Below are 25,427 nucleotides of genomic sequence, written 5' to 3' on the forward strand. Positions count from 1 at the left end.
CTTGTCGTGAGCGAGATCACCTCACGATCACATGTGCCCGACTTTCACCATGCAAGAAAATCGATCCGCTCCGCGCGGATCCGACATTCTTTCACAAAGCTGAGGGGACCGTGAAGTGAGCAATTACAGAATAATAGAGCAAGATTCCAACTATCAGGAATTGGTTCGTCGACGTTCCTCGCTCGGGTGGACGCTATCCCTGATCATGTTGATCATCTACTTCGGCTTCATCCTCCTGGTCGCATACGCGCCAAAATTCCTGGGCACCCCAATTGGCGCAGGCGTCACGACCATCGGCATCCCGATCGGCCTCTTGGTCATCGTCTCGGCGTTCCTCCTGACCGGCATCTACGTCAACAAAGCCAACTCCAAATACGATCCACTGATCCGTCAAATTGTCGGGGCGCGCCGCTCATGAAAAAGTTCACCGGCTTATTGATCACCTTGTTGCTTTGCTTTCCGTCGGTCGCACTGGCGGCAGGGACCATCGATGGCGGCGCCAAGCAGGCCGTCAATTGGGCTGCCATTGGCATGTTCATGGGCTTCGTCTCCTTGACGCTCGCGATCACCTACTGGGCGTCAAAACGGACGGTATCGGCTGCGGATTTTTACTCTGCCGGCGGTGGCATCTCAGCTGGACAGAACGGTCTTGCGATTGCCGGTGACTATATGTCCGCGGCTTCTTTCCTGGGCATTTCGGGCCTTGTCTACACGTCGGGGTACGACGGCCTGATCTACTCGGTAGGTTGGCTGGTTGGCTGGCCCGTGGTCACGTTCCTGATCGCCGAACAACTGCGCAATCTCGGCAAATTCACATTTGCTGACGTCGCCTCGTTTCGGCTCGGACAAACGCGGATCCGCATCCTTGCCGCATGCGGCTCGCTGGTCACCGTCGCCTTCTATCTGATCGCGCAGATGGTCGGCGCCGGCAAACTGATTCAGTTGCTTTTCGGCCTGGATTACTGGATTGCCGTCATCCTGGTCGGCGGCCTCATGATGGTCTACGTGACCTTTGGCGGCATGAAAGCCACGACCTGGGTACAGATCACGAAGGCGGTACTGCTATTATTTGGCGCGACGTTCATGGCCGGCGCCGTACTCTACAGGTTCGGGTTCAGTCCGGAAGCCCTGTTTGCCAAAGCAACCGAGGTGCATCCGAAGAAGATCGCCATCATGGAGCCGGGAAGTCTGATTTCGAATCCATTATCGGCGATCTCGCTTGGCATCGCCCTCATGTTCGGAACTGCCGGCCTCCCGCATATTCTGATGCGTTTCTTCACCGTGAAAGACGCTCAGGCCGCACGCAAGTCGGTGTTCTATGCGACTGGCTTCATCGGCTATTTCTACATCCTGACCTTCATTATCGGCTTCGGCGCCATTACGCTTGTCTCGACCGATCTGGCGTTTCTCGATGCAGGTCTCCTTGAGAAGACCAAGAGCGGGATTGCTGCCATCAGGGGCGGATCGAATATGGCCGCCATCCACCTGGCCGATGCAGTCGGCGGCAACATGTTCCTCGGCTTCATTTCTGCCGTCGCATTCGCGACCATCCTCGCGGTGGTGTCGGGGTTGGCCCTCGCAGGAGCATCCTCAATCAGTCATGACATTTACGCGATGGTGATCAAGGGCGGTCATGCCAATGAGCAAGACGAGGTTCGCGTCTCCAAGATAGCGACGCTGTTCCTAGGCGTGCTCGCGATCATCCTTGGCATAATCTTCGAGAACCAGAACGTCGCCTTCATGGTCGGCCTGGCCTTCGCGATCGCGGCATCGTGCAACTTCCCGGTTCTGGTGATGTCGATCTTCTGGAAGGATCTCACGACCAGAGGCGCATTGATTGGCGGCTTCCTCGGCCTGACGAGCGCCGTCATCGGCGTGCTCCTGTCGCCCGCAGTCTGGGAGGCAACATTCGGATTCGCCAGGGGATCGGCACCGATCAAGCTGGACAATCCTGCCTTGTTCTCGATGTCCATTGCGTTTGTGGCGATCTGGCTGGTCTCGGTGCTGGACCGCAGTGCTCGAGCCGGCGCTGACCGCGGAGGCTTTGACGCGCAGTTTGTGCGGAGCCAGACCGGTATCGGCGCAGCCGACGCCACCACGCACTGAGATACGGACCCGGCGAGTTGACGCATTGCACAAGCGCAAAGGCACCATGGTGAATGCCCAAGGCTTTCGATGCCGCAAATCCACCGTTCGATCGCCTGACGCCGCATGAAGTGGAAACACTTCGTGCGACGTTGGACATAATCTACTTCGGTCCCGACGAATTGATTGTCGGACAGAATACGTCGGCCGACTCCCTCTTCGTCGTAATCAAGGGCACCATTGAAGAACGAGACGGCGGCGATCTATTGGCCCTGCTCGGTCCCAAGGACAGTTTTGACAGCCGGGCACTCGTCCATGGAAGAAGCGGTCACGCCTTTGTCAGTCGCGAGGAAACCCTCTGCTACGCCGTTCCAAAGGCCACGATACTTGACCTGATCCAACGCAACCCACGATTTGCCTCGTTCTTCTACCGCGATCTATCGCTCAAGCTCGACAACTTCGTCAAAGACCAGGAGGAGCAGCGCTACGGGTCAGCGATGCGGGCTCGCATCTCCGAGCTGTTCATGCGCTCCGCTACCTTTATCGATGCGGACGATACCATTGAGACGGCAGGCCATGCGATGCGCGACGCCGACAGCAACGCCTTGCTGGTTCGCGACGGCGAGCGCACGGGCATCGTCACGGGCATGAACTTATCGAAGGCTGTGGTTCTCCGTCGCCAGTCAATTCAAGCCCCCGTACGTGACCTTGCACATTTTGATCTGGTCACGTTGAAATCTGACGATCTCGTCTCCACCGCACTCGTCCTGATGGCCAAGCTGAACAAGCGGCGCATTGCGATTCGGGAGGGTGAACGCTTCATTGGTATCTTGGAGGATATCGACGTACTCGGCTTCCTTGCCGGCAGCGCCCAACTTCTGGCTGGACGCATCGAGCGCGCCTCAAGTCGAGATGATTTGCAGGCCGCAGCGCGTGAAACGGCAGCACAGGTACGCACTCTGCGCCGTCAGGGCATCGCCGTCGAGTTGATTGGCGAAATCATATCCGACCTAAATCAGCGCCTCTTTTCCAGACTATTTGACATGCTGGCGCCGGCAGAATTTCGCAGTACCGGCTGCCTCATTGTTATGGGCAGCGAGGGACGCGGCGAGCAAACAATACGTACAGACCAGGACAATGGTCTCATCCTGCGCAACTCCTGCGACCGGGCGCAACTGGATTCGTTCCGGCGTCAATTCTCCGGCGCGCTGGCCGAATTTGGCTTCCCACCGTGTCCCGGGCTGGTCATGGTGAGCAACCCCGCATGGTCCAAGCCGCTATCCGAATATCTTGCGGACTTTCGCACTTGGCTTGCACTGCCTGACGCGACGTCTCATCTGAATCTTGCGATCTTTTTTGATGCGCGATGCGTCGCCGGCGATCCTGAGCTGCTGGCGGAAGCCAAGACCAATCTGATTGAGGTGTTACGTGGCGAGCAGGCATTCCTCGCGCACTTCGCCCGCGCGATAGACTTGTTCGCGACGCCGATAGGCCTGTTCAAGCACTTGATCACATCCGAGGCCAATGGCGACGCTCTTGACCTCAAAAAGGGAGGTATTTTCCCTGTCGTCCATGGCGTTCGCAGTCTCGTCCTCGAGCACGGCTTGACGGAAACCGCCACTGACAAGCGCATTGCGCGGTTGCGCGATCTGGGCATATTGCATGACGATTTCGCTCGCGAGCTTACCCAGGCTTTTCGATTCATGCTGATGCTAAGGCTCGATGGACAGCTGGCGGCATCAGCCGGCGTCTCCGGAACGCTTGTACGGCCGTCATCGTTGTCAAGCATGGAGCGCGACCTCCTGCGCGATGCGTTCCATATCGTAAAGAAATTCCGCGACTTTATCCGCAATCACTTCAACCTCGGCGCTTTCTGACGTGATCCCCCGCGCGATCAAGCGTCTGTTTCACCAGGCCTCGATAGGTGATCAGTCCTATCGGTTCATGTTCGAGCGTGGCGCCGCGGATGAGGTTGTGGCAATCGATTGCGAAACCACGGGCCTGAACGTTCGCACGGCCGAGATCATCAGCATCGCTGCGATCAAGATCAGGGGCAACAGGATCCTGACGAGTGAGCGCTTCGAGGAGGTCGTGCGCCCCGATGCAGGTATGCAGGCAGATACAATCAAGGTGCATCGCCTGCGCCGAGCCGACGTCGCCCAGGGACATCCGATCTGGAAGCTGCTACCGAGATTCCTGCATTTTGTCGGCGGCCGCCCCCTGGTCGGCTACTACGTCGACTTCGACATCGCGATGCTGGACAAGTTTATCCTTCCTTTTCTCGAAATCGAACTGCCAAATCCTCGCATTGAAGTTTCGCAGCTATACTACGAACGGAAGTACGGGGACGCACCGCAGAATACTTCCATAGACCTCTCCTTCGTTTCAATCCTCAAAGATCTGGACATCCCGCCGCTCGGCCAGCACGATGCTTTCAACGACGCGCTCATGACCGCCATGATGTATGTCGCGCTGCGCGACAAGAAGGTGCGAGGAAGCAGAATACCTCGCTTGCGTACTCACACCGTATTCGATCCAACCGGCGGTTAGGTCGCTTATTGTACCTCAAATGAGCGGAACCCGATTTGAGTTAGCGCAAAGCCGGCGCGCCGGAAGCAGGATAGCCAATCGGGATCTGGAGGGACGGCGAATGCGACCGGACTTGGCAATTACCTACGGACAGGATCGGCTTCCCCGCTATACAAGCTATCCGACTGCACCGCATTTCAGCCCCGCGATCGGCGTCGCGGATTATCGGAGATGGCTCCGGTCCATTTCCACACGGCGCCCTGCATCGATCTACCTGCACGTACCTTTCTGCCGATCCATGTGCTGGTACTGCGGTTGCCACACTTCCGTGACAAGGCGAGACGAGCCGATCGCCCTTTATGCCTCTGGCTTACGCACCGAGGCGCACCTCGTCGCCGAAACCATCGGCCAGCGCCTTCCGGTCTCGCACATCCACTTCGGCGGCGGCACGCCGACGATCATGACACCGGAAACTTTCGCCGATCTTGTCGGCGCGTTGCGCTATTCCTACTTCGTACTGCCCGATGCCGAGATCGCCGTCGAGATCGATCCTCGCACCCTCACCGAACCGATGGCAGAGGCGCTCGGCTTCAGCGGCGTCAACCGCGCGAGCCTCGGCGTACAGAGCTTCGATCCCGCGGTCCAGCGGCCCATCAACCGCCTGCAGGGCTTCGAACAAACGGCAACGTGCGTCGAACGGCTGCGGCGGGCCGGCATCGATAAACTCAACTTCGATCTCCTTTACGGCCTGCCGCTGCAGACGGTGGGCTCGTGCCTGGATACGGTCGGCAAATGCATAGAGCTCCGTCCAAGTCGCTTTTCTGTCTTCGGCTATGCACACATTCCCTCGTTCAAGAAGCACCAGCGCGCGATCGATGAGGGCGTTCTGCCTGGCGGAGCCGAGCGCCATTCGCAGTCCGAAGCGATTGCAGAAGCCCTCGTCGGCGCAGGATACGTGCGTATCGGCTTCGATCATTTCGCCCTCGCGGACGACAGTCTTGCCGCGGCGAAGCAAGAGGGCCGGCTACGGCGGAATTTCCAGGGTTACACGGATGATTCCGCCGAAACGCTGATCGGCCTGGGCGCCAGCGCCATAGGCCGCACACCGCAGGGCTTCGTGCAGAACGCCGTCGCGACGCACGACTACCTCGCGCGCGTGGCTGAAGACCAGCTCGCCACCGTCAGGGGCTACGCGTTCACCGACGACGACCGCTTCCGAGCCGACATCATTGAGCGGGTCATGTGCGACATGGCTGTAGACCTATCGAAGATCGCTCGATCTCACGGCCGGGATCCGCATACGGCGATCGTCAATCGGAGGCGGCTCGACGGCTTGATCGCGAACGGCGCGGTAACCATGGACGACGACCGACTATCTGTGAGCGCCGGCGCAGAATTCCTCGTCCGCAGCGTTGCTTCCGCGTTCGACGCTCATCTCCCGAGTTCCGTGGCCACTCATAGCCGCGCCGTCTGATCATGGTCGCAGTATCCCGAGTTTCTACGACGAAATTGCGCTGGCTCAAATTGCGGTAGGCCACGACGTGCTTGAATAGAAATCACTAGAACGAGCGACCCTTACTCCCTGAGGTTGTCTCGATACTCAATGCCCGGCCGCTTTGCCGGGCATTCTTTTATTGCTGCGCGAGCTGATGAAGGAAGGCCGACGGACCATTCAGTGTTGGTTGACCGTCAAAAGCGGTAACCGGCGAGCCAATCTGCAATGCCTTCACGAAAGGGCCGCCAAGTGAGACGACGCCTTTCGCCACTCAGGTTTCCGATTCCTGCAAGATGCGGTCAATCTCAGCGAGGAGTTGACGAAGCTCCTCGACTGAGAAGATTTCAAGAATATCGACGATCTGCTCTCGCAGCTGAGTTTGCTCGTTTACTCGCTTCAGTCTGTCTCGGTCATCCCGTGCCATTGCTCCCCTCAGCGCAATCAGGCCGGGGGCGTCCCGGCTATCGGTCGCCGGAAGCTGCCTCGAGTTACGTCGGCGATGCCGCCTGCGTAGCGCACCCGAATGCGTCAATCACTTAAGGGGAATTACTTAGTCCCTTGCGTCCAAGAGGGGCGCCCACCCGGACCTCGGCACTCATGCCGGTGATGATGTCCACGTTACGAGCTTGCGCGCGAGGGCGCCAAAAGCAATGTCGAAGGCGGCCGCGGCATTCTCGGGCGCGAGAGTCGTGAGGGGTGCGGCTTCCTCGAACAATTGTGCTGCCCTGATCTGTCCGTCGGAGCTCACAATCTTCGCTGACAGCGCGATCATCGCCCTGGGCTGAGACCCAAGCGCGATCTCGAAGCGCCGCAAGTCGATCAGCAGACGCGGTACACCGTCCACGGAGTTGTCGGCGCGCAGCGGCGCGTGAGAAATATCGTAATTTTCGAAACTCTGCTGGAGGCGCGCCTGCAGCAGCGCCGGCAAGCTATCGCTCCATTGTGAGTTCGCGAAGCCGGGAACGTCCTCGTCGGGCGTGAACAGGAAGCGCTGTGTTTGCAGGCGCGCGATCGCTGTCGGTTCCCCCATCGCAAGCGGGAATGGTAGCAGTCCGCCGCGTTGCGGCCCGAAGTCGTCAACGGCGTGAAGATCGTAGACCACCTTGCGGGACGCGGGCGCCCCGCCCGTCATGCGCTCCAGCCCTGCCACAATGCCGTCGAGCTTCGGGGTGTTGCGCGCCAGACCTTCGGCAAACGTACTGAGGTTGTCTATCGTGCTGTGCAGCGGCGCGGCATTGTCGGACAGGACGGCATCGACCCGACGGAGCGCATCACGGGCAGCCTGCGTCATGCTCCGCCCGGCGCCCTTTTCGGCGACCAGCGGCGCGCGCGCCGGCGGTGCTGCGGGATCATCGCCTCCCTCGAGCGCGATCACCGGAACGCCAGTCAGCCCCTGGAAATCAACACCGACGCGCGTGTCACTATGCACCGGCGTGCGCTCGGCGACGGCGATCGTGGCGCGAACCTCGCGAGGGCGTTCCGGCACCAGTTCGAGCGCAGTCACCTCGCCGACGCGAATACCGTTGAAGAGAACGCCCGCACCGACGAGGAGCCCGGGCACGGGGTCCGTAAAGACAAGCTGATAGCTCTCCCGCTTGCCGATGCCGCCGACATTGTTCAGCCAGTAGACGAAGCCGAACACGGCGACGATCGCCGAAAGCACGAATGCACCGACAACAACATAGGGCGCGCGAATTTCCATGTACGTCTCTCTTGCCTAGGTGCCGAAGCCAAGTGTCTGCGCTCGGGCACCGTGAAAGTAAGCCTTGACCCAGGGATGGTCGGACTCCAGCACGGACGACAGCGGCCCGACCGCTACGATCCGCCCGTCAGCGAGCGCCGCGACCCGGTCGCAAATCGCCTGCAAACTGTTGAGGTCATGCGTCACCATGAACACGGTGAAGCGAAGGGTCCGATGCAGCGTCCGGATCAAGGCATCAAACTCGCCCGCCGCAATAGGATCGAGGCCGGAGGTTGGCTCGTCCAGAAACAGAAGGGCGGGATCCAACGCGAGCGCCCGGGCGAGAGCGACCCGTTTGGTCATGCCGCCCGAGAGCTCGGAAGGAAACTTGTCGCCGTCCGCGCTCGTAAGACCCACCATCTCGAGCTTGGCGTCCGCGATCTCATCGAGAAGCCGCGGCGAGAGATGCGCATTCTCGCGCAGCGGGAATTGAACATTCTGCCGCGCCGTCAAAGCCGAGAAGAGGGCTCCCTGTTGGAACAGAATACCCCAGCTCCCTTCACCCTTCCTGTGATCTACAAAGTCGATCTGCCCGCCGCGCTTCGGCAGCAAGCCGACCAAGGTTCGCATCAGCACCGATTTGCCGCCGCCCGATGCGCCGACGAGGCCGAGGATCTCGCCTTGCTTCACGTCAAGATTGAGATGGTTGAGGATCGTCTTGTTGCCGAAGCCAACCACCAGATTGCGGATATGTATCGCCGTCGAGCCAGCCATGGCTACATCCCGATCGAGGCAAAGAAGACGGCGAACAGTCCGTCGAGCACGATGACCAGGAAGATCGACTTCACGACCGACGCAGTCGTCTGCTGTCCCAGCGACTCCGCGCTGCCCTTGACGCTCAATCCCTCTACGGCCGCGACAAGTCCGATCACGAGCGCCATGAATGGCGCCTTGATGATGCCGACCTCGAAATGCGTGACGGAAACCGCCTCATGGAGGCGTGCGATAAAGATGGCGGGGCTCATGCCACCATAGAGCCATGCGATAAGCCCGCCGCCATAAAGCGCGGCGAGCGATCCGAGAAAGGCAAGAATCGGCAGTGCCACCACGAGCGCCAGCACCCGGGGCAGGATCAGCACCGCGACCGGGTCTAGCCCCATGGTGCTGAGCGCGTCGATCTCCTCGCGCATCTTCATTGCACCGATCTCGGCCGTATACGCACTGCCCGATCGTCCGGCCACCATGATGGCGACTATCAGCACGCCGATCTCGCGCAGCACCAGGATGCCGACCATGTCGACGACATAGGACTCGGCGCCAAAGCGGCGGAAATGGAAGATCCCCTGCTGAGCGATGATGGCTCCGATCAAGAACGTAATCAGCGCCATGATCGGCACCGCTTGCCATCCCACGCGGCCGAGCTGATAGACGGTCGACGTCAGTCTAAACGACCGCGGATGTCTGAGAACCCCGAGCAGCGCCGCGCTGAGGGCGCCGAGCATATGCAGGAAGGCCCCGGAATCGGATACCAGCCGCCTGCTGCCGCGTCCGAGCTGATCGAGCTTCTCCAGCAGGGCATTGACGGATTTGCGTTCACCGGGCTCGGCACGGTTCAGCCCTCGCACTTCTTCCAGCAAATCGCCATACGGGCCCTCCGCACCGGTCAAGGCGGCTCTGGTTCGGCCACCGCGGGCCAGTCTTTCAAGCAACCAGGCCCCAACGGTGTCGAGTGCGGTGACGCGGCGTAGATCTATCGCTGCAATGTCGGCGCTGGCCGCGCGCTCGCACAGCCGCTCCAACATCTCGACATTAGCGACGTTCCAGGCCCCGCATGCCGTAAGCACGCGCGGATCGTCCTCATTCGCGGTCAATACCGGTGCGTTGAACAATAGGCCGACTCCAACTTGGAAAACCGAGCATAGGAGGCTGAGGTCGGCGGTGTTTGACCCAACGCAATCGATTCACGGCTCAGCGCCGTTCTTGACCCAAATCAACGGCTTGGCGGGCCGTAGGATTACGGTTTGCCTGATTTGGCCCGGCAACGAGGGCCGGCTTAGGGACATTTCCGATGAACCGCCCCGCCTTCAAGCCACTGCAAAACACGTCGTTGCCGCGCTCGTTCAGACTGATCCGCCTCGGACGTGCGCGCGAGCACGATCATCCCGGGGGTGCATCCGCGATCCGTTATATTATCGTCGCCCCGCTCGACGCGGCGTCGCGGATCGATGTCGAGATCTGGAAATCCCATCGCGAGGCGTGCCGCGTTGTTCGTCAGCGGCCCGCCGAGGCCGATCAGCTCGGCCACCTCGTGCATGGTCCGGGCGACAGCTGGCGCTTCCATTATGATGTGGCCGGCACCACCGCCGACGAAACCGGATATCATTTCGGAAACGAACGCTTCAGGCTCGACGAATATGTCTCCGTCCGTGAAGCCGACGGCATGCATCCCTATCGTGTCATCGCCGTCGCGCCGCTTTGATCGGCGCCCTGCCTGATCAGGATGTCGGTCCCTACGACATCCGCCACCGGAAGGGAAAGGTCGAGCACGACATTGACGACCCGGTGGTCGGTCGGTTCTTTCGCGGCGGTGAATCCGAGCTCATGACACATGCTCAGCATGGTTGTGTTCTCGATCAACACCTCGCCGGACAGGCGCTTCAGTCCCTCCGACCTGGCGTAGCGGACCAGAAGCTGCATCAGCGCCCATCCAAGGCCTTTTCCCTTGAGGTCGGACTGCAGCAGGATGGCGTACTCGGCGGTCTGGTAGAGTGAATCCGAGTGAAGCTGGACTGCACCCAGCATCTCGCCGGTCTGCGTATCCAGCGCGACGAAAGCCATCGCGCGGGCGTAGTCGAGCTGGGTCAGGCGCGCGATGAACGAGTGAGAGAACTGCTTCACCGCGTGGAAGAAACGCAGCCTGAGGTCCTCGATGGTCACGCGTTTGAAGAAGGCCTCGACCATGGGCTCGTCTTCCGGCCGCATCGGCCGGACCGCGACCCGTAAACCATCTCGCAAGCTGAGCTGACCTTCCCATTGCGATGGGTAGGGCCGCACGGCGAGCCGGGTCTGACCGGCAAACAGCCGCGCCGGCTTGCGGACCGCCACGCGCGCGTCAAGCGCCAGCACGTCCGTTTCGTCCGCCAACAATGGATTGATGTCGAGTTCGGCGATTTCGGGAATATCGGCCGCCATCTGCGCCAGCTTGACGAGCGTAAGCGGCACGACGTCGGCAGGAACCGCAGGCACATCGCGATAGGCTGCAAGCAGTCGCGAGACCCGCGTGCGCCCGACCAGGTCACGGGCCAGATTCATGTCGAGCGGCGGCAGCGCCAGCGCCTTGTCGTTGATCACTTCGACCGCGGTGCCGCCACGCCCGAACACGATGACCGGACCGAAGGTCGGATCATCGGCAATTCCGAGGATCAGTTCCCGCGCCGCACGCCGCACGATCATCGGCTGGATCGTCACCCCCTGCAGGCTGGCATCCGGGCGAGCGCTCCGGGCCCGCGCCAGCACCGTCCTCGCTGCGTCGGCGACGCTTTCGCGGGTCCGCAAACCGAGAATGACGCCACCGATATCCGACTTGTGCGTGATGTCGCGCGAGAACAGTTTGACGGCGACCGCCAGCCCCTTGGCCAGGAACGGTTCAGCCTTGTCGGCGGCATCGTCGGCGTCGCGGGCGGCGACCGTGGGCACAATCGGAATACCGTACGCTTCGAACAGCGCGACGATTTCGACCGGATCGAGCCATTGGCGTCCCTCCGATAGCACCTGCGCGATCACGCGCTTCGCTGCTGCTGTGCCTGGAGTGAACGCCGAGGTAACGCTTGGCGGGGTCGCGGCAAGTGCGAGGGACGCTTCGCGATACCGTACCAGATACATGAAGGCACGCACCGCGTCATCCTCAGTCGGGAAATGCGGGATGCCGGCAGCCTCGAAGGTCGCACTGGTCCGCTCATCGGTACCGGCCCACGCTGCAAACACCAACGGGGCGACCGCACTGTTTTTGGCGCGGCGGTCACCGACACGCCGTGCCACGGCTTCGGCGATGCCCTCAGCTGACGCCACCGCCGTTTCCACGTTCATGACCAGAACGGCATCGCTATTGGCGTCCTCGAGCAGGGCGTCAAGCGCAGATATGTAACGTGCGGCATCCGCATCGCCGGAAATGTCGACGGGATTGCCGTGCGACCAGCTGGGCGGCAGGACCTTGTCAAGCGACGCGATCGTACCGGCAGACAAAGTGGCGGCCGCACCGCCCAGCTCCGCGAGCCTATCAATCGCAAGGACGCCGATCCCGCCGCCATTGGTCAGAAGCGCGAGCCGATTGCCGCGCGGGACAAAGCCACGGCCGAGCAACTCGGCGCAGTCGAACAGCTCGCGCAGGTCGTACACACGCAGCATGCCGGCGCGGCGAAAGGCAGCGTCGTACACGGCATCCGATCCGGCCAGCGCGCCGGTGTGGGTCGCCGCCGCCCTGGCACCTACCGCCATTCGGCCCGATTTGACGACGATTACGGGCTTCAGCCGCGCAGCTGCGCGCGCCGCCGACATGAACTTGCGGGCATCCTTGACGCTCTCGATGTAGAGCAAGATCGCGTTGGTATGATCATCCTGTGCGAAGTAGTCGAGCAGATCGGCGACGTCGACATCGAGCTGGTCGCCGATCGATACGATGCCGGAGAAGCCAAGCAGCCGTTCGGCCGCCCACTCGATCATCGCCGCTGCAATAGCGCCGGATTGCGAGATCAGCGCCACACGTCCGTCGGATGGGCGATGAGCTGCAAAGCTCGCATTGAGATTGGCGCGGGGTATCATCACGCCGATGCAGTTGGGTCCGATCAAACGTATGCCGTGCATGCGCGCCGTCCGCGCGACCGTCTCGGCAAGCGAGCCCGCACCATGGCCGAGACCTGCCGACAGGATCACCGCGCCGGCAACGCCAACCGCGGCGGCATCCGCGATGATCCCGGGGATCGCGACAGCAGGCGCCGTGATGACGATAAGGTCCGGAACGAACGGGAGCGAATTTAGGTTTGGAACGGTCTTCTCGCCGTCAATCACGGCGTAGTTTGGATTGACCACCGCGAGTCGGCCAGTGAAGCCACTCGACTTGAGGTTCATGAGAACGGCCAAGCCAAGCGACGATGGACGCGAACTGCCGCCGACCACAGCGATAGTCCGAGGCGAAAAAACCCGCTCTAGACCAAACGTAGACATCGAACGGTCTCGCAGGGGACGAGCGAAGGCGCCTGCCGCTTCGTGCAGCGCGCCAGGGCTCGCATGACATCCTCGCGAGCAATGACACCGAGCAAGTGGCGATATTTGTCGATCACGGGCAGGCTTTTGAGACGATGGGTGACCATCAGTTGCAGAACGCGCTGCAGATTGGTGTCCGGTTCGACCGAGATCACGTCGGACGACATAATCTCGTCGACTGTCGTTCCCATACGGTCGTCGTAGTGCGGCAGTATGTGATCAGTCGTGCAGGTGAACACCTTTAGCGCATCGAGCTTGGTGACGAACCCGACCACGGCATCGTCACGCAAGACGGGATAGGCGTCATAGTCTTCCTGTGCGAACAGCCGGTACAGGTCGCCCACGGTCATTTCGGGAGCGACGCTTCGCACCGACTTCGTCATGTTGTTCGCAACAGTCTCCTGGAGAAATTCGTACATGGCTGATCCCTTCGGGTGGGCGGCTATCCCTGGGCGCTTCGCGGCCAGACGAACGGCATGTCCGCGATACGGGACGAACCTAAACAGGAACAGCTCATCGGCGTTGACCAGGATCAAAACAGGGCCGACGTCACGTGATCAAAGAGAGGGCACGAACCTCAGCGAGTTCCGTCATGCACTCTATGATCCTGCCCGCACGCGGCGCAAGGCTGCAATATGTGGAACGGCCGGATCCTGTTCCCGGCCCCGGCGAAGTGCGCGTCAAGATCAGCGCCTGTGGCGTTTGCCGCACCGACCTTCATGTAGTCGATGGAGAACTATCAAACATCATCTATCCGATCGTTCCCGGTCACGAGGTGGTCGGCCGCATCGACGCCATGGGTGACGGCGTAAGCGACGCGCTTCTCGGTACGCGCGTCGGCGTTCCCTGGCTCGGCTCGACTTGCGGACGCTGTCCGTACTGCCGGGAGGGCAAGGAAAACCTCTGCGACGATCCGCTGTTCACCGGCTATACGCGGGACGGCGGCTTTGCGACCCATCTGGTGGCGGACGCGCGCTACTGCTTTCCGCTCGGCGAGCACGGCGAGGATGTCGAGCTGGCGCCTCTGCTGTGCGCAGGCCTGATCGGCTGGCGCTCGCTTGTGATGGCTGGTCACGGTCGCAAACTCGGCATTTACGGCTTTGGCGCAGCGGGACACATCGTGGCGCAGATGGCACGCTGGCAAGGACGGGATGTCTACGCCTTCACTCGCAGAGGTGACATCGAGGCCCAGCGTTTGGCATTGTCGCTCGGTGCATGCTGGGCTGGAGCTTCCGAGGATCGGCCGCCCGCGGAGCTTGACGCCGCAATCATCTACGCGCCGGCCGGCCCCCTCGTCCCGCTTGCCTTGCGCGCGCTGCGCAAGGGCGGACGCGTGATCTGCGCCGGCATCCACATGTCGGACATTCCAAGCTTTCCCTACAATATTCTCTGGGGTGAACGACAGATCGTATCAGTCGCCAATCTCACCCGGCAGGACGGCACCGACTTTCTCAAGAGTGCAGCGAAAGCCGGAGTTCGAACGCATGTCACTGTTTTCCCGCTCGATCAGGCGAACGAAGCGCTCGCGCGCCTGCGTGACGGCAGGCTTGTCGGCGCAGCCGTTCTGAAGCCATGACGACGCCGGCGTCATCAACCGACGCGAGCGAGGGCGAAGTCGGCCAGACCGCCGTGTTGTCGTTCCTGGCCGGATCGGGCCGGCCGAACGTGGCCGTGCAACGGATCGACACCCATTGTTCGATCATCTTCCTCGAGCCATCGCGCGCCCTGAAGATCAAGCGCGCGGTCAAGCTCCCATATCTAGACTTCTCGACGTTGGAGAAGCGGCGTCGTGCTTGTGAAGATGAAATCGCCGTCAACAAGCGCCATGCACCTTCAATCTATCGTGGGGTGGTTCCGATCACCCATGAGCGCGACGGCTTGGCGATCGGAGGGACCGGCCCCGTCGTTGAGTGGGCGGTTGAAATGGCCCGTTTTGACGAAAGCAAGACTCTCGACCGCCTTGCACCGGGTGCCCTTGAACCGGAACTCGGCGACGATTTGGCCGCCGTCCTGCGCGATTCCCATCGAATTTCCGTCATCAGCGAGGGATCGAACTGGCCTGCCTCGCTTCCCGTGATCATTGGCCGCAACACGGAACAGTTCCGCAGCACGCCAGACCTCGCGCGCGACCGAATCGACAAACTGAATGAGTTAAGTCATCGCGAATTGGCACGAAATCGCGATCTCTTGCGTGCCCGCGCTACGTTGGGGCACGTGCGGCACTGCCACGGCGACGCACACCTCGGCAACATCGTCCTGATTGACGGCAAGCCGGTCCTGTTCGACGCGATCGAATTCGACCCGGATATCGCGACAACGGATGTTCTGTACGATTTCGCGTTCCCTCTGATGGATCTGCTCGCGTTTGGGCGCGATGCTGTCGCCAACAGACTATTCAACAGCTACATGACGGCCGCTTGGGCCGGACAGTCGACTGCGCTCTCCCTGCTGCCACTGTTTCTTTCAATTCGCGCAGCAATTCGTGCCAACGTACTCTTCACCAAACAGCGGCAACATCCGTACGATCGAACGATCGTCACGGTTGCGAACAGATACTTCGACCTCGCGCTGCGACTCATCGCACCTGAGCGCCCCATCCTTCTCGCGATTGGTGGAAAATCAGGTACCGGCAAAAGCGTGCTGGCCCGTGACATGGCTCCCCTGATCGGACCGCCGCCGGGCGCCCTGGTCCTGCGATCAGACGTTATTCGCAAGCGACTTCATAACGTGAGCGAGCACACGACCCTGCCCGCAGTGACGTATACCCTCAAAGCTTCCGATCGCATCTATCACGTTATGCTGGAGCACGCCGCGCAAACGCTGGCCCAAGGGGTCTCGGTGACGCTCGATGCGGCATTCCTGAAACGGGCCGAGCGTGATGCCGCAGAAGTCGTCGCCCACAACGCCGGAGTTGAATTCCGCGGCATCTTCCTGACCGCGGATCGTGCCACACGGCTGCACCGCGCGGCATCGCGTAGACACGACGCGTCGGACGCGACCGCCGACGTGGTCCTGCTTCAGGAGAACATTGACACCGGACCTATTGGTTGGAGCGTTGTCGACGCGTCCGGCACACCGGCGACCACGCTTGAACGCAGCAAGCCCTGTCTGTGAACGGTTTCGACGGACCGGATGGGCGGTAGATCACCTAAGGGAAACTCCTGAATTGGTTGATCCAGCCGGGTCTGGCACCATCCATGCGCCAACAGGAGGATCTCCATGAAACGCCGATTGACGCTTATCTTTGTCGTTAGTGCGATCCTCGCCCTCGCACTCGCTTTATTCTGCAACTGGTACTTCCCGGACCTGGTGCCGCTTGCCACGACCGAGCCGGCGCCCCATGGCTGGCGGCTTGACGCGGCTTTTGCCGTCTCCACGGTCAGGTGGACCGCGGTTTTTGTTGCTGCGGCATCCGCAGTGGCATTGATGCTGATGAACGTCACCAAGCGCCCCCCCAAAGCTCAAAGGACGCTAGGCGCTTCCCTTTCGAAAGCGTTCTCGGCATTCGCCGTCGGCTCTCCGAGGGCTGGCCTAAGGCCGGCCTTCGGCCTTTCGATCGTCGCGAAAACTGCTCGGCCGGATCATCTTGAACCCAACATTGATTTCATCGCGTCAGTTGCTGCGACCGCCAGGCGCTCTTGACCCGATTCAATCGAACGATGCCGCGCTGCATCTACCCTTGCAGTCGCAACATGCGAAACGGCAGCGTCGCACAGATTGGGCCGATGCGACTACGCCGGCGCTCAACGCTTCAATCCGGAGCGTGAAATGCGAGGGGCCCTATGTTGGGAGCACCGCGCCCTGCGCCGTGCTGAACGGCGCATCAGCCAAACCTCCCGAAACAGCGGGTCCGTCAGGCTTGTCGCCGCCACAGGCTCCAGAGGCTGCCGACTAGCAAAACTCCGGTCACAAGCAGGATAGCCACGAACATTTGCATGATGTCAAACTTCAGGGAGTCACGAGCGACAAACAACGCGGTGATGACTCCTGCGAGGGCGAGGAAAATACGAAGGATCAGACTCATGACTTCCTCCCTGGAGCCGGGTGGGGCCTGGCGCCGACGACTTGACGCCGCTCACCCATCTCACTGGTATCGTAGAGGTTCACGTCAGCGAGGAATTGCGACGGATCAAATCCGTCCGCAACTCATTGCGCCGCTGGTCAATGCTGCAGGACATACCGTCCGGGCGCATCCTCGAGCGGCGCCCCACCCTGGGGCGTGTGAAGCGTCGGCTGCGCCGGCACCCAAGCCTCAGAATGCGCCGTCAGGAAGCGAACCCATTCCAGCCACCAGGATCCCTCGCGATGCGCGGCCTTGTGCAACCACTCGTCCGGGCCGACATAAGGTTGGCCCTCTTTCCTCTCCAGCACCTGATAGCTGTGCCACTCCTCCGAAGGCGGGGCAACTATGCCAGCATTGTGACCACCGCTCGCCAGCGCGAATGTGATATCGGCGTCCGCAAGCAGATGGATCTTGTGAACCGATCGCCACGGCGCCACGTGGTCACGCACCGTGCCGACCACGAACATCGGGGCACGAAGATCGGACAACGCGACCGGCTGGCCGTCGGCCAGGTAGCGCCCCTCGGCGAGGTCATTGTCGAGAAACAGCTTGCGCAGATAGTCGGCATGCATCCGGTAAGGCATGCGCGTGGCGTCGGCATTCCACGACATCAGGTCGCTTGGAGCGGCCCGCTCGCCCATCAGATAGTCGCGCACCAGGCGTGACCAGATCATGTCGTTCGACCGAAGCAGCTGGAACGCACCAGCCATTTGCGCCGCCTCGAGCACGCCGCGCCGCCACATCATGTCCTCGAGAAACGCAACCTGGCTCTCGTTGATGAAGAGCGTCAGCTCACCCGCCTCCGTGAAATCGACCTGAGCTGCGAGCAGCGTCACCGATCGCAGGCAACCGGGACGCTCTTTCTGCAGGCGGGCCGCGGCGATCGCAAGCAATGTACCGCCGAGACAATAACCCGTGGCGTGGATCGCGCGTCCGGGAGCGATCTGATTGATCGCGTCGACTGCAGCTTCGACCCCGAGCTTGCGATAATGATCGAGACCAAGGTCGCGGTCGGCCGGACCTGGATTTCGCCAAGAGATCGCGAACACGGTGAAGCCGCGTTCGACCAGGAAACGTATCAGGGAATTCTGCGGGGAGAGATCAAGAATGTAGTATTTCATGATCCAGGCTGGCACGATCAGCACGGGTTCCGGGCAGACGTCCGCAGTCACGGGCGCATATTGTATGAGCTCGATCAGCTCGTTTCGGTAGACGACCTTACCTTTGGTCGCCGCAACGTCCTTGCCAACCACGAACTGAGCAGGCTCGGATGACTGGCCTCCGAACCACTTTCTGCAGTCATCCAGCCAGTTGTGCCAACCCGACACGAAGTTGCCACCGCCTGACTCCATGATCTCGCGCAGAACTTCGGGGTTGCTGAGCGCGAAGTTGGACGGCGCTGCGGTGTCGAGGCACTGACGGAGGACGAAATCCACGATCGCTGCATTTCCCTTCGAAACGCCATGCAATCCGCTTGCCGCCGAATGCCACCACTGCTCGCCGAGCAGGAACGCCTGGGCCATGAGATTGAAGGCCGGCAATGTCCAGTCCGGGTCAATAAACCGGTTGTCGCCCGGTTGAGGCTTGACCATGAACCAAGGCTGCCACGCAGCATGCGGCGTCGACACCATGCGCGCAAAGCGCGAACCGTCGCCCAGTGCCTTCAAGGCAAGCTCAAGCCGTTTGCCAGGCGACGCGGCCAGATGCAGCTGCCAATCGGCGAAGGCAAGCGCGAGGCTTGCGGGAGAAAGCCCGCCGGTCCACTGCGCCATCGCCGCATGGACCAGATGGTCTATCGATTCGGCGTCGGTCAATGCCTCGCGGCCAGGCAGCACAGGAGCAGGCGCGCCGGCTGCAACAGAATCGTCGTTGGCAGGGGACGCTGATTGGTCGAGAATTGCATTGACTGTCACCGCTGGCCTCCTTGCCCGCGCCCGATGGGCGCGAGCTTCATGCTGCTCGGCCACCGGCACCATTCCGGCGTCAAACGCCGCCGCCTACTTAGTCGAGACGGAACCGCTGCCGACCCAGCGCCACGATCTCGCGGTCGGTCGGATGATCGCTCGCCTCGACATGCAGATTGAGATCGGGCCTTTCCGCTTTCAGATAGTCCACCAACTCCGTCTTCTCGGTGCCCGGGCCGATAACGAGCAGATCGGTGCAACTGCTCAAGGCCTCTCCAACCCTGGCGAGAAATGTCGGATCGGGCTGGACGCGACCATCGCCGATCGTGTTCGCCTTGTGGTGAAGATGCTGCGACGGCAAGTGAGCATGGACGGCGGCCGCGCTGACGCCCGTCAGCCCCACACCGAATATCTTCGCAACGAGGTGATCGATCCAGACGACCGCGCGTGCATGCATTTGAACAGTGATCTCGTTCATGAATGACCTCCAGTGCCTGCTCTTTCAGCGTTCTCTCTCAATCGCAGCGCCAGGGCCGCAAGCAACTCCCTGCGGCTGACGATACCGATGACAGCTCCGGCGCAGATCACCGGAACCTGCGACACGTCGTAGACGTCCATCTGCGCGACAACGTCGCCGATCGAGGCTTCCACATCGACGGTGATCGGCGCAGAGCTCATGAGCGTCGCGACATGCAACGAACGCATACGCTCGCGTTCTGGTGTGTTCTCCGCGATTCCAAGCAGCGATTCCAACCAGTTTCCAGACGGAGGATTGACGCCAAGCTCATCGCGATGGAGGAAATCGCCCTCCGAAATCATGCCGACGAGATCGCCGTCATCGTTGATGACCGGCAGGCCGCGCTGATCGGTTTCGAGCAGCAGTTGGACGGCATCGAGCACGGTGGCAGTTGGCTTGATCGTCGCGAACGAGCTGCGCATCACATCGGTTGCAAGCATTGTCGTTCCTCCTATTCAGCTCATATGCTGGCCGCCATTGATCGAGAGCGTCGATCCGGTGATGAATCCTGCTTCATCTGCAGCAAGAAAGAGGACGGCTCGGGCGATCTCTTCCGGCTCGCCCAACCGCCCGACAGGTATCCGCGGAAGGATCGCGCTCTGCATGATGTCTGCCGGTACGGCAGCGAGCATCTCAGTGTTGATATAGCCCGGGCAGATCGCGTTGACAGTAATCCCAGACCGCGCACTTTCGAGGGCGAGTGCACGGGTGAAGCCGAGCTCGGCGGCTTTCGCCGCGGCATAATTCGTCTGGCCGACCTGGCCCTTCTGCCCGTTGATGGACGAGATGTTGATGATCCGCCCAAACTTGCGCGCCCGCATGCCCTCGATAACCGGCCGGCACATATTGAACAGCGAATCGAGATCAGTGCGGATCACCGCGTTCCATTGCTGCCTGGTCATTCGATGCAGTGTGGCGTCACGCACGATGCCGGCATTGTTGACCAAGATGTCGATCGGGCCGAGCGCGGCCTCCACCTCCCGGACACCGGCCGCACAGGCCTCGAAATTCGCGACATCCCACTGGAAGACTTGGATTCCGGTTTGATCGTGAAACGACCACGCGGCGCCGGCATTTCCAACGTAGCTGGCTGCCACCTGATATCCCGCGCCGGCGAGGGCGCGCGAAATCGCAGCACCGATTCCCCGAGTTCCACCAGTTACCAATGCGACGCGTGCCATGTCTGCTGCTCCGATCTCGGCACGACAATTGCGCGAAGTTCGCATCCGGCGGATTGATCTCGCTCAAAGAAGAGCAAAAGGCACGTATGAGGCAGATCAAATTGTCCCGCGTCGGCACGTGCTTTGATGGGCTTGTCTCTTCCACACTTCAGGAGAACAAGCCATGCTCAGGAACATCCTGGTCCACATCCCCACGGAACTGTCGCCGCGCCCCGCGGTGGACGGATCGGTTTCACTCGCGCTCAGCACGGGCGCGCATCTCGATGCAGTTGCGATCGGCTACGAGACGGCCAGCATCCCGTTCGTCGCTGAAGGCGGCGTGGCCGTCGCCTCCCTCTTCGAGGTCGAGCATGCACAGGCGCTCGAACGCGCCGAGGCGGCGCTGCGCGTCTTCGATACTGAGGCCCGGAATGCGGGGATTTCATACACGACCCGCGCCGCGGCTGCCGTTCCGATCGATGCCCGCGAGATCGTCTGCGCGAGCGCGCGACTGCACGACCTGACTGTGGTGGTCCAGCCACAGCTTGAGCAAGACAGCTACGACAACGTCATCCCGCGGGAGCTCCTGTTTGATGCCGGCGGGCCCGTCCTGTTCATGCCCTACACGTTTCACGGCGCATTTTCTGCCAAGCGGATCGGAATCTGCTGGGATGGCAGCCGGCTTGCCGCTCGGGCGCTGCATGACGCGATGCCGCTGCTGCGCGAGGCTAACGCCCTCACCATCGTCACCATCGACGGCCCTGCCCCGATCCCCGCGGAAAGTTCCACGGACCATCTGCTGCGATACCTTGCCAAGGCAGGTCTTCCGGCCAAGGTCACGTCGCTGCCCGCGTCCCGATCGGAAATCCAGTCAATCCTGCTGTCGATCGCGGCGGATGAGAGCCTCGACCTCCTGGTGATGGGTGGATACGGCCACTCCCGGCTACAGGAGACCCTGCTCGGCGGCGTGACGCGCGACATGCTTCGTGCGATGACCGTTCCGGTCCTGATGTCCCACTAAACGCGAGACGGCTCGTGACACATCCCGCCAGGACACTCCTCCATCTCGTCGGTTACGGCGTCGTCGCCATCAGTACGATCTGCGCCGCGCCGGCTCCGGCCGGAGCGGATCAGGAGCAAGGTCGGCGCCTTGCGCAGCTCTACTGCGCCCGTTGCCACTCAATCGACCGGGTCAGCCCGAGCCCGTTGAGGATCGCACCGCCGTTCCGAACCCTGCACGAGCGCTACCCGGTCGAGATGCTGCAGGAAGCGCTGGCGGAAGGAATCGTGACCGGGCATCCGACCATGCCCGAGTTCAGCTTCGAACCGGACCAAGTCAACGACTTCATCCTGTTCTTGAAATCGCTGGAGTCCAGCAAAGCCAACCGTTGAGGCAGGTCAACATGCAGTGTGAGCAAAAGTCATAGGATTCAATTTTCAACCCGGAGGTCCACATGCGCGCGCATCAGGTCATGACCAAGCATATCATCGCGGTCAGCCCGCACACGAAGATCATAGATGCTGCCAACATCATGCTGCGATGCCACCTCAGCGGGCTGCCGGTGATGGACGAAGATGGCACACTCAGGGGCATGGTTTCGGAGGGAGATTTCCTGCAGCGAGCCGAGATCGGAACAGGGCACAGGCGTTCGGCCTGGCTGGAACTGTTCACGGGCGTCGGCCGCGCCGCGACCGATTTCGTCCACGAGCGCGGCCGCAAGGTCGAGGATGTCATGACCACGAATCCAATCACCGTCGAAGAGCAGACGCCGCTCGATGAGATCGTGCATCTGATGCACAAGCATGGCGTGAAGCGAGTGCCGGTTGTGAGCGGAAAGACCATGGTCGGAATCGTCACTCGAGCAGACATCTTGCAGGCCGTCGCGTCGCTGGCCCGCGAGGTTCCGGACCCGACGGCCGATGACGCTCATATCCGTGAACGGATCCTGCGCGGGATCAACGCGACCGGTTGGCGACCTGCCGGCTTCCAGGTCTGGGTGCGTAATGGCGCCGTACACTTGCATGGCCTGATCTTCGACGATCGTGCCCGCCAGGCCGCGATCGTGCTCGCGGAAAACACCTCGGGCGTCAAAGAAGTCCACGACCATCTTTGCTTCGTCGACGGCTACTCCGGTTACTACGTGGAGTCGCCGGAGGACATCAAGGCGGCTGGCTAATCGGATATGAGGAGACCTAAACATGGCAATGGATACGCTGTTCGTGGTCTCGATCGTCGGCCTCGTCTTCTCGTCTTTTGCGCTGGTGCTCGCCCTGACTGATCACAGCACAACGCGCCGGCAGCGACTGGAGAAGGACGAGGATCGATCCAGCATACGCGCCTCCTTTCCCGACAAGCACATCGCCCGATCCGGCCGTTGATACGCGCGTCCTGAGACCGACGTCTCGCGGCGCGCGCAAGCCTCTCTCGTCCCCAGATTTCGGACCTACGTATATTTACGTAGGTGGTTTCTACTTAGGTGAAATATCCAAATTTCCCGGCCCGCTAGATCCGGTCAATGTGCCTCCATCGATCTTCCCTTCAATGGAGCGTCGCCGTGCTGACCCAGACCGCCGTTTCTTCCGAGATTAGCCGCCATCCGACCAGCATCCTTGACCGGCAGGCTCGTGCCGAAGGGCCGTTCGGCATGATCGGGACCCCGATGCGGTTCGCGCGCAACAGTGAGATCTACGGCGAGGACGAAGCCGCGGAATATCTTTATCAGATCGTCTCCGGCGCCGTCCGGACCTACAGGATCCTGGATGACGGTCGCCGCCAGATCGGCGCGTTCTATCTGCCCGGTGATATCTTCGGCTTCGAGGGCGGCGAAACCCATATCTCTTCGGCCGAGGCGATCTGCGAGACGCGGGTCATCGTGGTCAAGCGCTCCGCGCTCATGGTCCGGGCCGGCCACGAGAAGGATTTGGCACGCCAACTCTGGGACGCGACGGCTCAGGAATTGCGCCGGTTTCAGGAACACCTGATGCTCCTGATCTGCAGTGCCGAGGAACGGGTCGTGGGCTTCCTGCACGAGATGGCGCGCCGCACCTTCAAGAATGCCGCCATAGAGCTTCCGATGTCGCGGCAGGATATCGCCGACTATCTGGGCCTGACGATCGAAACGGTGTCGCGCACCTTCACCCAGCTCGAGCAGAACGGCGTAATCTCGCTTCCGACCTCCCGCCGGGTCGAACTGCGCAGGCGTGCGATCTGCAATCGGGTCCTGGTCGGGTAAGGTTGTCGCAGGCCTTCTCGGCGACCCTCGGAATGCGGACTAGTATACAGAGCGGCGCGCCGCCTCAAGATTGTCTATGGTCGCGCTCTCCGGAATCGCCAATCCGAAACTGCGTTCGTTGACGATCTCGCCGGCGCCTGCGAACCCACGAGGATGAACCATCGATCGCCGTAGGCATATGGTTCGGATAGGCACGCGCCATCGACGCCTTAGATCCCTCCGGGATAGATCGCCTGCCGTAATGCCCCTCGGAATATGTTGCAGGAGGATCGCAGAACTTGAGCCGAACTGCGCGAGATCAATGAAGCCGACGAAGTGGAGCGGTACAACGCCGCCGCGGAACGATCGCGCCTCGGCCAATCGCAACTTCCGGCAATCGGACGCGGCGTTGGCGCCTCGCGGCTTGGAACGCCCCCCGCAAATGAATCGGCTCACATTTGATCTGGCGCAAACGATGAGACTGCCTTCGCCTTACGTTGCTTCAGATACTTCCTCTAAGGAGAGGAGCGCCGCCGTGATCATCGATCTATTGCGCAGAGAACATCGCAATATTGACCTACTTCTCACTGTCCTTGAGCGCGAGCTGGCGCTTTTTGAGCGCGGGCGTCGCCCCGACTATGAGGTTATTCGGGCGATCATCAGCTATTTCGAAGTTTACCCAGAGGTGTACCATCATCCTCAGGAAGACCTGATCTTCTCGAAGCTGAGGCTTCGCGATCCGGACGCGGCCACAAGCATCGGTGATCTCGCACGTGAGCACGCAGATGGGGCCGAACGTTTGCAGCGCTTCGCCCAAGCAATTGACAGTGTGCTCGCAGGTCATGAGTTTCTTCGACAGGACGTCGGCAACATCGTGCGAGACTTCATCGTGCGCGAGCGGCATCATATGATGGTGGAGGAGCGCGATTTCTTCCCCGCAGCCCTCAAGGCTCTACTGCCGCAGGATTGGGAGGAGGTCGGTTCAGCCTTAACCGATCATAGGGATCCGCTCTTCAGTGACGCAGCCGAAGAGACTTTCGATGCCTTAAGGACACATATTCTGCGACTGGAGCAAGAGGCTGAAGCGGAACGGCACCAGGACAAACGTTAGTCCACGCTCTGCTAAAATAATCTCCGTCTCAGAGCTTGCGCACGCTGCAGAGCAGCGGGGCGTAAGCGAGCGCGAATCCCAGAAACGCCCCGGTCCACGGGATAGCCGCGACCTCATCCTGGACTGAAGGTCAGTCGAACGGATTTTGTTCAACGAGATATGGCGCTGTCGTCCGGAACAAGCTGGGGAGAGCAGTGCGTGTCGGCGTCCCATTTTCGGAAATACACCGCATGCGCTCCGGGGATGCTTACGCAATGATGCATCCTGGCAAATTCCGCAACGTTCGCGGCGGCTATCTCGTTGATCCCAAACAGTCGTTCATAATCGCGCTCGGAGATTTTCAGAACAGTGCCAGTCTCGAGACGATTGAGCCGCGATCGCAACTCCGCAAGAGTGAGGTTCGTATCCATC

General features: G+C 61.1%; 27 protein-coding genes. 15 read left to right on the forward strand and 12 right to left on the reverse strand.

From position 1 onward, the window contains the following. Positions 1-115: 115 nt before the first annotated feature. From AC628_RS25435 to hemN, 5 genes are all read left to right on the forward strand, one after another. Positions 116-418 carry a DUF485 domain-containing protein gene (locus tag AC628_RS25435; RefSeq protein WP_074129538.1) on the forward strand — a complete coding sequence of 101 codons (303 nt, stop codon included), beginning with the start codon at positions 116-118 and terminating at the stop codon, positions 416-418. Continuing rightward, a complete protein-coding gene (locus AC628_RS25440) occupies positions 415-2,106 on the forward strand; it encodes a cation acetate symporter (RefSeq protein WP_074129540.1) in 1,692 nt (563 codons plus the stop codon). The genes AC628_RS25435 and AC628_RS25440 overlap by 4 nt, the downstream gene beginning before the upstream one ends. Before the next feature lie 53 nt (positions 2,107-2,159). Next, complete coding sequence (locus AC628_RS25445) at positions 2,160-3,962, forward strand: putative nucleotidyltransferase substrate binding domain-containing protein (RefSeq protein ID WP_074129543.1); 1,803 nt, start codon at positions 2,160-2,162, stop codon at positions 3,960-3,962. Position 3,963: 1 nt separating this feature from the next. After that, entirely contained in the window at positions 3,964-4,635 is a 672-nt protein-coding gene (locus tag AC628_RS25450; RefSeq protein ID WP_074129545.1) for a 3'-5' exonuclease, read from the forward strand. Positions 4,636-4,735: 100 nt separating this feature from the next. Continuing rightward, complete coding sequence (gene hemN / locus AC628_RS25455; RefSeq protein WP_074129546.1) at positions 4,736-6,088, forward strand: oxygen-independent coproporphyrinogen III oxidase; 1,353 nt, start codon at positions 4,736-4,738, stop codon at positions 6,086-6,088. Between the two features lie 292 nt (positions 6,089-6,380). Here hemN and AC628_RS44210 read toward each other — a convergent pair whose 3' ends face one another. The 4 genes from AC628_RS44210 to AC628_RS25470 all read right to left on the reverse strand — a co-directional run bounded on the left by AC628_RS44210 (position 6,381) and on the right by AC628_RS25470 (position 9,592). Beyond that, the gene (locus AC628_RS44210) at positions 6,381-6,533 is read right to left on the reverse strand and encodes a hypothetical protein (protein WP_168193446.1); all 153 of its coding nucleotides are present in this window, start codon (positions 6,531-6,533) and stop codon (positions 6,381-6,383) included. Positions 6,534-6,704: 171 nt separating this feature from the next. Beyond that, complete coding sequence (locus tag AC628_RS25460; protein ID WP_074129547.1) at positions 6,705-7,811, reverse strand: ABC-type transport auxiliary lipoprotein family protein; 1,107 nt, start codon at positions 7,809-7,811, stop codon at positions 6,705-6,707. Between the two features lie 15 nt (positions 7,812-7,826). Continuing rightward, complete coding sequence (locus AC628_RS25465) at positions 7,827-8,564, reverse strand: ABC transporter ATP-binding protein (protein ID WP_074129549.1); 738 nt, start codon at positions 8,562-8,564, stop codon at positions 7,827-7,829. Between the two features lie 2 nt (positions 8,565-8,566). Next, positions 8,567-9,592: an MlaE family ABC transporter permease gene (locus AC628_RS25470; protein WP_168193449.1), complete on the reverse strand. Its 1,026-nt coding sequence runs from the start codon at positions 9,590-9,592 to the stop codon at positions 8,567-8,569. Positions 9,593-9,858: 266 nt separating this feature from the next. Here AC628_RS25470 and AC628_RS25475 point away from each other — a divergent pair, with 266 nt between their 5' ends. Next, positions 9,859-10,269 (forward strand): hypothetical protein, encoded by a 411-nt coding sequence (locus AC628_RS25475; RefSeq protein WP_074129552.1) that lies wholly within the window; start codon positions 9,859-9,861, stop codon positions 10,267-10,269. Here the strand turns inward: AC628_RS25475 and AC628_RS25480 are convergent. Together AC628_RS25480 and AC628_RS25485 are read right to left on the reverse strand one after the other, a co-directional pair. Then, positions 10,239-13,010: a bifunctional acetate--CoA ligase family protein/GNAT family N-acetyltransferase gene (locus tag AC628_RS25480; RefSeq protein ID WP_074129554.1), complete on the reverse strand. Its 2,772-nt coding sequence runs from the start codon at positions 13,008-13,010 to the stop codon at positions 10,239-10,241. The genes AC628_RS25475 and AC628_RS25480 overlap by 31 nt on opposite strands. After that, a complete protein-coding gene (locus AC628_RS25485) occupies positions 12,992-13,468 on the reverse strand; it encodes a CBS domain-containing protein (protein WP_074129588.1) in 477 nt (158 codons plus the stop codon). The genes AC628_RS25480 and AC628_RS25485 overlap by 19 nt, the downstream gene beginning before the upstream one ends. A gap of 173 nt (positions 13,469-13,641) precedes the next feature. Here AC628_RS25485 and AC628_RS25490 point away from each other — a divergent pair, with 173 nt between their 5' ends. The 3 genes from AC628_RS25490 (at position 13,642) to AC628_RS44855 (ending at position 16,691) form a co-directional block, all read left to right on the forward strand. Next, entirely contained in the window at positions 13,642-14,625 is a 984-nt protein-coding gene (locus tag AC628_RS25490; RefSeq protein ID WP_074129556.1) for a zinc-dependent alcohol dehydrogenase family protein, read from the forward strand. Continuing rightward, on the forward strand, positions 14,622-16,163 hold the full coding sequence (locus AC628_RS25495; protein ID WP_074129558.1) for a bifunctional aminoglycoside phosphotransferase/ATP-binding protein: 1,542 nt from the start codon (positions 14,622-14,624) through the stop codon (positions 16,161-16,163). Before AC628_RS25490 ends, AC628_RS25495 begins: the two co-directional genes overlap by 4 nt. A gap of 105 nt (positions 16,164-16,268) precedes the next feature. Continuing rightward, positions 16,269-16,691 carry a hypothetical protein gene (locus tag AC628_RS44855; protein WP_074129561.1) on the forward strand — a complete coding sequence of 141 codons (423 nt, stop codon included), beginning with the start codon at positions 16,269-16,271 and terminating at the stop codon, positions 16,689-16,691. 211 nt (positions 16,692-16,902) lie between these two features. On the opposite strand, the gene AC628_RS44215 is transcribed toward AC628_RS44855, so the two are convergent. The 5 genes from AC628_RS44215 to phbB form a co-directional block, all read right to left on the reverse strand. After that, entirely contained in the window at positions 16,903-17,073 is a 171-nt protein-coding gene (locus AC628_RS44215; RefSeq protein ID WP_168193447.1) for a hypothetical protein, read from the reverse strand. A gap of 137 nt (positions 17,074-17,210) precedes the next feature. Beyond that, positions 17,211-19,088: an alpha/beta fold hydrolase gene (locus AC628_RS25505; RefSeq protein WP_083633134.1), complete on the reverse strand. Its 1,878-nt coding sequence runs from the start codon at positions 19,086-19,088 to the stop codon at positions 17,211-17,213. Between the two features lie 25 nt (positions 19,089-19,113). Continuing rightward, on the reverse strand, positions 19,114-19,494 hold the full coding sequence (locus tag AC628_RS25510; RefSeq protein ID WP_083633135.1) for a hypothetical protein: 381 nt from the start codon (positions 19,492-19,494) through the stop codon (positions 19,114-19,116). Continuing rightward, positions 19,491-19,973 (reverse strand): CBS domain-containing protein, encoded by a 483-nt coding sequence (locus tag AC628_RS25515; RefSeq protein ID WP_074129563.1) that lies wholly within the window; start codon positions 19,971-19,973, stop codon positions 19,491-19,493. The genes AC628_RS25510 and AC628_RS25515 overlap by 4 nt, the downstream gene beginning before the upstream one ends. A gap of 15 nt (positions 19,974-19,988) precedes the next feature. After that, the gene (gene phbB, locus AC628_RS25520; protein ID WP_074129565.1) at positions 19,989-20,714 is read right to left on the reverse strand and encodes an acetoacetyl-CoA reductase; all 726 of its coding nucleotides are present in this window, start codon (positions 20,712-20,714) and stop codon (positions 19,989-19,991) included. A gap of 163 nt (positions 20,715-20,877) precedes the next feature. On the opposite strand from phbB, the gene AC628_RS25525 reads away from it, so the two are divergent. The 6 genes from AC628_RS25525 to AC628_RS25545 all read left to right on the forward strand — a co-directional run bounded on the left by AC628_RS25525 (position 20,878) and on the right by AC628_RS25545 (position 25,016). After that, a complete protein-coding gene (locus AC628_RS25525; RefSeq protein ID WP_074129567.1) occupies positions 20,878-21,714 on the forward strand; it encodes a universal stress protein in 837 nt (278 codons plus the stop codon). Between the two features lie 77 nt (positions 21,715-21,791). Beyond that, a complete protein-coding gene (locus tag AC628_RS25530; RefSeq protein WP_502689769.1) occupies positions 21,792-22,085 on the forward strand; it encodes a c-type cytochrome in 294 nt (97 codons plus the stop codon). Between the two features lie 62 nt (positions 22,086-22,147). After that, positions 22,148-22,870 carry a CBS domain-containing protein gene (locus AC628_RS25535; RefSeq protein ID WP_074129569.1) on the forward strand — a complete coding sequence of 241 codons (723 nt, stop codon included), beginning with the start codon at positions 22,148-22,150 and terminating at the stop codon, positions 22,868-22,870. Positions 22,871-22,892: 22 nt separating this feature from the next. Further along, entirely contained in the window at positions 22,893-23,072 is a 180-nt protein-coding gene (locus tag AC628_RS44220; protein WP_210190261.1) for a hypothetical protein, read from the forward strand. A 176-nt stretch (positions 23,073-23,248) separates the two neighbouring features. After that, positions 23,249-23,926 (forward strand): helix-turn-helix domain-containing protein, encoded by a 678-nt coding sequence (locus tag AC628_RS25540; protein ID WP_245321303.1) that lies wholly within the window; start codon positions 23,249-23,251, stop codon positions 23,924-23,926. 514 nt (positions 23,927-24,440) lie between these two features. After that, positions 24,441-25,016 carry a hemerythrin domain-containing protein gene (locus AC628_RS25545; RefSeq protein ID WP_083633140.1) on the forward strand — a complete coding sequence of 192 codons (576 nt, stop codon included), beginning with the start codon at positions 24,441-24,443 and terminating at the stop codon, positions 25,014-25,016. 149 nt (positions 25,017-25,165) lie between these two features. On the opposite strand, the gene AC628_RS25550 is transcribed toward AC628_RS25545, so the two are convergent. Next, the gene (locus tag AC628_RS25550) at positions 25,166-25,426 is read right to left on the reverse strand and encodes a hypothetical protein (protein ID WP_074129572.1); all 261 of its coding nucleotides are present in this window, start codon (positions 25,424-25,426) and stop codon (positions 25,166-25,168) included. Position 25,427 lies beyond the last annotated feature (1 nt).

This window comes from Bradyrhizobium sp. NAS96.2 (assembly GCF_001908235.1).
Classification (GTDB): domain Bacteria; phylum Pseudomonadota; class Alphaproteobacteria; order Rhizobiales; family Xanthobacteraceae; genus Bradyrhizobium.

What these genes read in the sequence shown, in the direction of transcription:
- AC628_RS25440 (WP_074129540.1), top strand. Translation starts at nt 415, where the DNA reads ATGAAAAAGTTCACCGGCTTATTGATCACCTTGTTGCTTTGCTTTCCG.
- AC628_RS25445 (WP_074129543.1), top strand. Translation starts at nt 2,160, where the DNA reads ATGCCCAAGGCTTTCGATGCCGCAAATCCACCGTTCGATCGCCTGACG.
- hemN (WP_074129546.1), top strand. Translation starts at nt 4,736, where the DNA reads ATGCGACCGGACTTGGCAATTACCTACGGACAGGATCGGCTTCCCCGC.
- AC628_RS44210 (WP_168193446.1), bottom strand. Translation starts at nt 6,533, where the DNA reads ATGGCACGGGATGACCGAGACAGACTGAAGCGAGTAAACGAGCAAACT.
- AC628_RS25460 (WP_074129547.1), bottom strand. Translation starts at nt 7,811, where the DNA reads ATGGAAATTCGCGCGCCCTATGTTGTTGTCGGTGCATTCGTGCTTTCG.
- AC628_RS25465 (WP_074129549.1), bottom strand. Translation starts at nt 8,564, where the DNA reads ATGGCTGGCTCGACGGCGATACATATCCGCAATCTGGTGGTTGGCTTC.
- AC628_RS25470 (WP_168193449.1), bottom strand. Translation starts at nt 9,592, where the DNA reads ATGTTGGAGCGGCTGTGCGAGCGCGCGGCCAGCGCCGACATTGCAGCG.
- AC628_RS25475 (WP_074129552.1), top strand. Translation starts at nt 9,859, where the DNA reads ATGAACCGCCCCGCCTTCAAGCCACTGCAAAACACGTCGTTGCCGCGC.
- AC628_RS25480 (WP_074129554.1), bottom strand. Translation starts at nt 13,010, where the DNA reads ATGTCTACGTTTGGTCTAGAGCGGGTTTTTTCGCCTCGGACTATCGCT.
- AC628_RS25485 (WP_074129588.1), bottom strand. Translation starts at nt 13,468, where the DNA reads ATGTACGAATTTCTCCAGGAGACTGTTGCGAACAACATGACGAAGTCG.
- AC628_RS25490 (WP_074129556.1), top strand. Translation starts at nt 13,642, where the DNA reads ATGCACTCTATGATCCTGCCCGCACGCGGCGCAAGGCTGCAATATGTG.
- AC628_RS25495 (WP_074129558.1), top strand. Translation starts at nt 14,622, where the DNA reads ATGACGACGCCGGCGTCATCAACCGACGCGAGCGAGGGCGAAGTCGGC.
- AC628_RS44855 (WP_074129561.1), top strand. Translation starts at nt 16,269, where the DNA reads ATGAAACGCCGATTGACGCTTATCTTTGTCGTTAGTGCGATCCTCGCC.
- AC628_RS44215 (WP_168193447.1), bottom strand. Translation starts at nt 17,073, where the DNA reads ATGAGTCTGATCCTTCGTATTTTCCTCGCCCTCGCAGGAGTCATCACC.
- AC628_RS25505 (WP_083633134.1), bottom strand. Translation starts at nt 19,088, where the DNA reads ATGGTGCCGGTGGCCGAGCAGCATGAAGCTCGCGCCCATCGGGCGCGG.
- AC628_RS25510 (WP_083633135.1), bottom strand. Translation starts at nt 19,494, where the DNA reads ATGAACGAGATCACTGTTCAAATGCATGCACGCGCGGTCGTCTGGATC.
- AC628_RS25515 (WP_074129563.1), bottom strand. Translation starts at nt 19,973, where the DNA reads ATGCTTGCAACCGATGTGATGCGCAGCTCGTTCGCGACGATCAAGCCA.
- phbB (WP_074129565.1), bottom strand. Translation starts at nt 20,714, where the DNA reads ATGGCACGCGTCGCATTGGTAACTGGTGGAACTCGGGGAATCGGTGCT.
- AC628_RS25525 (WP_074129567.1), top strand. Translation starts at nt 20,878, where the DNA reads ATGCTCAGGAACATCCTGGTCCACATCCCCACGGAACTGTCGCCGCGC.
- AC628_RS25535 (WP_074129569.1), top strand. Translation starts at nt 22,148, where the DNA reads ATGCGCGCGCATCAGGTCATGACCAAGCATATCATCGCGGTCAGCCCG.
- AC628_RS44220 (WP_210190261.1), top strand. Translation starts at nt 22,893, where the DNA reads ATGGCAATGGATACGCTGTTCGTGGTCTCGATCGTCGGCCTCGTCTTC.
- AC628_RS25550 (WP_074129572.1), bottom strand. Translation starts at nt 25,426, where the DNA reads ATGGATACGAACCTCACTCTTGCGGAGTTGCGATCGCGGCTCAATCGT.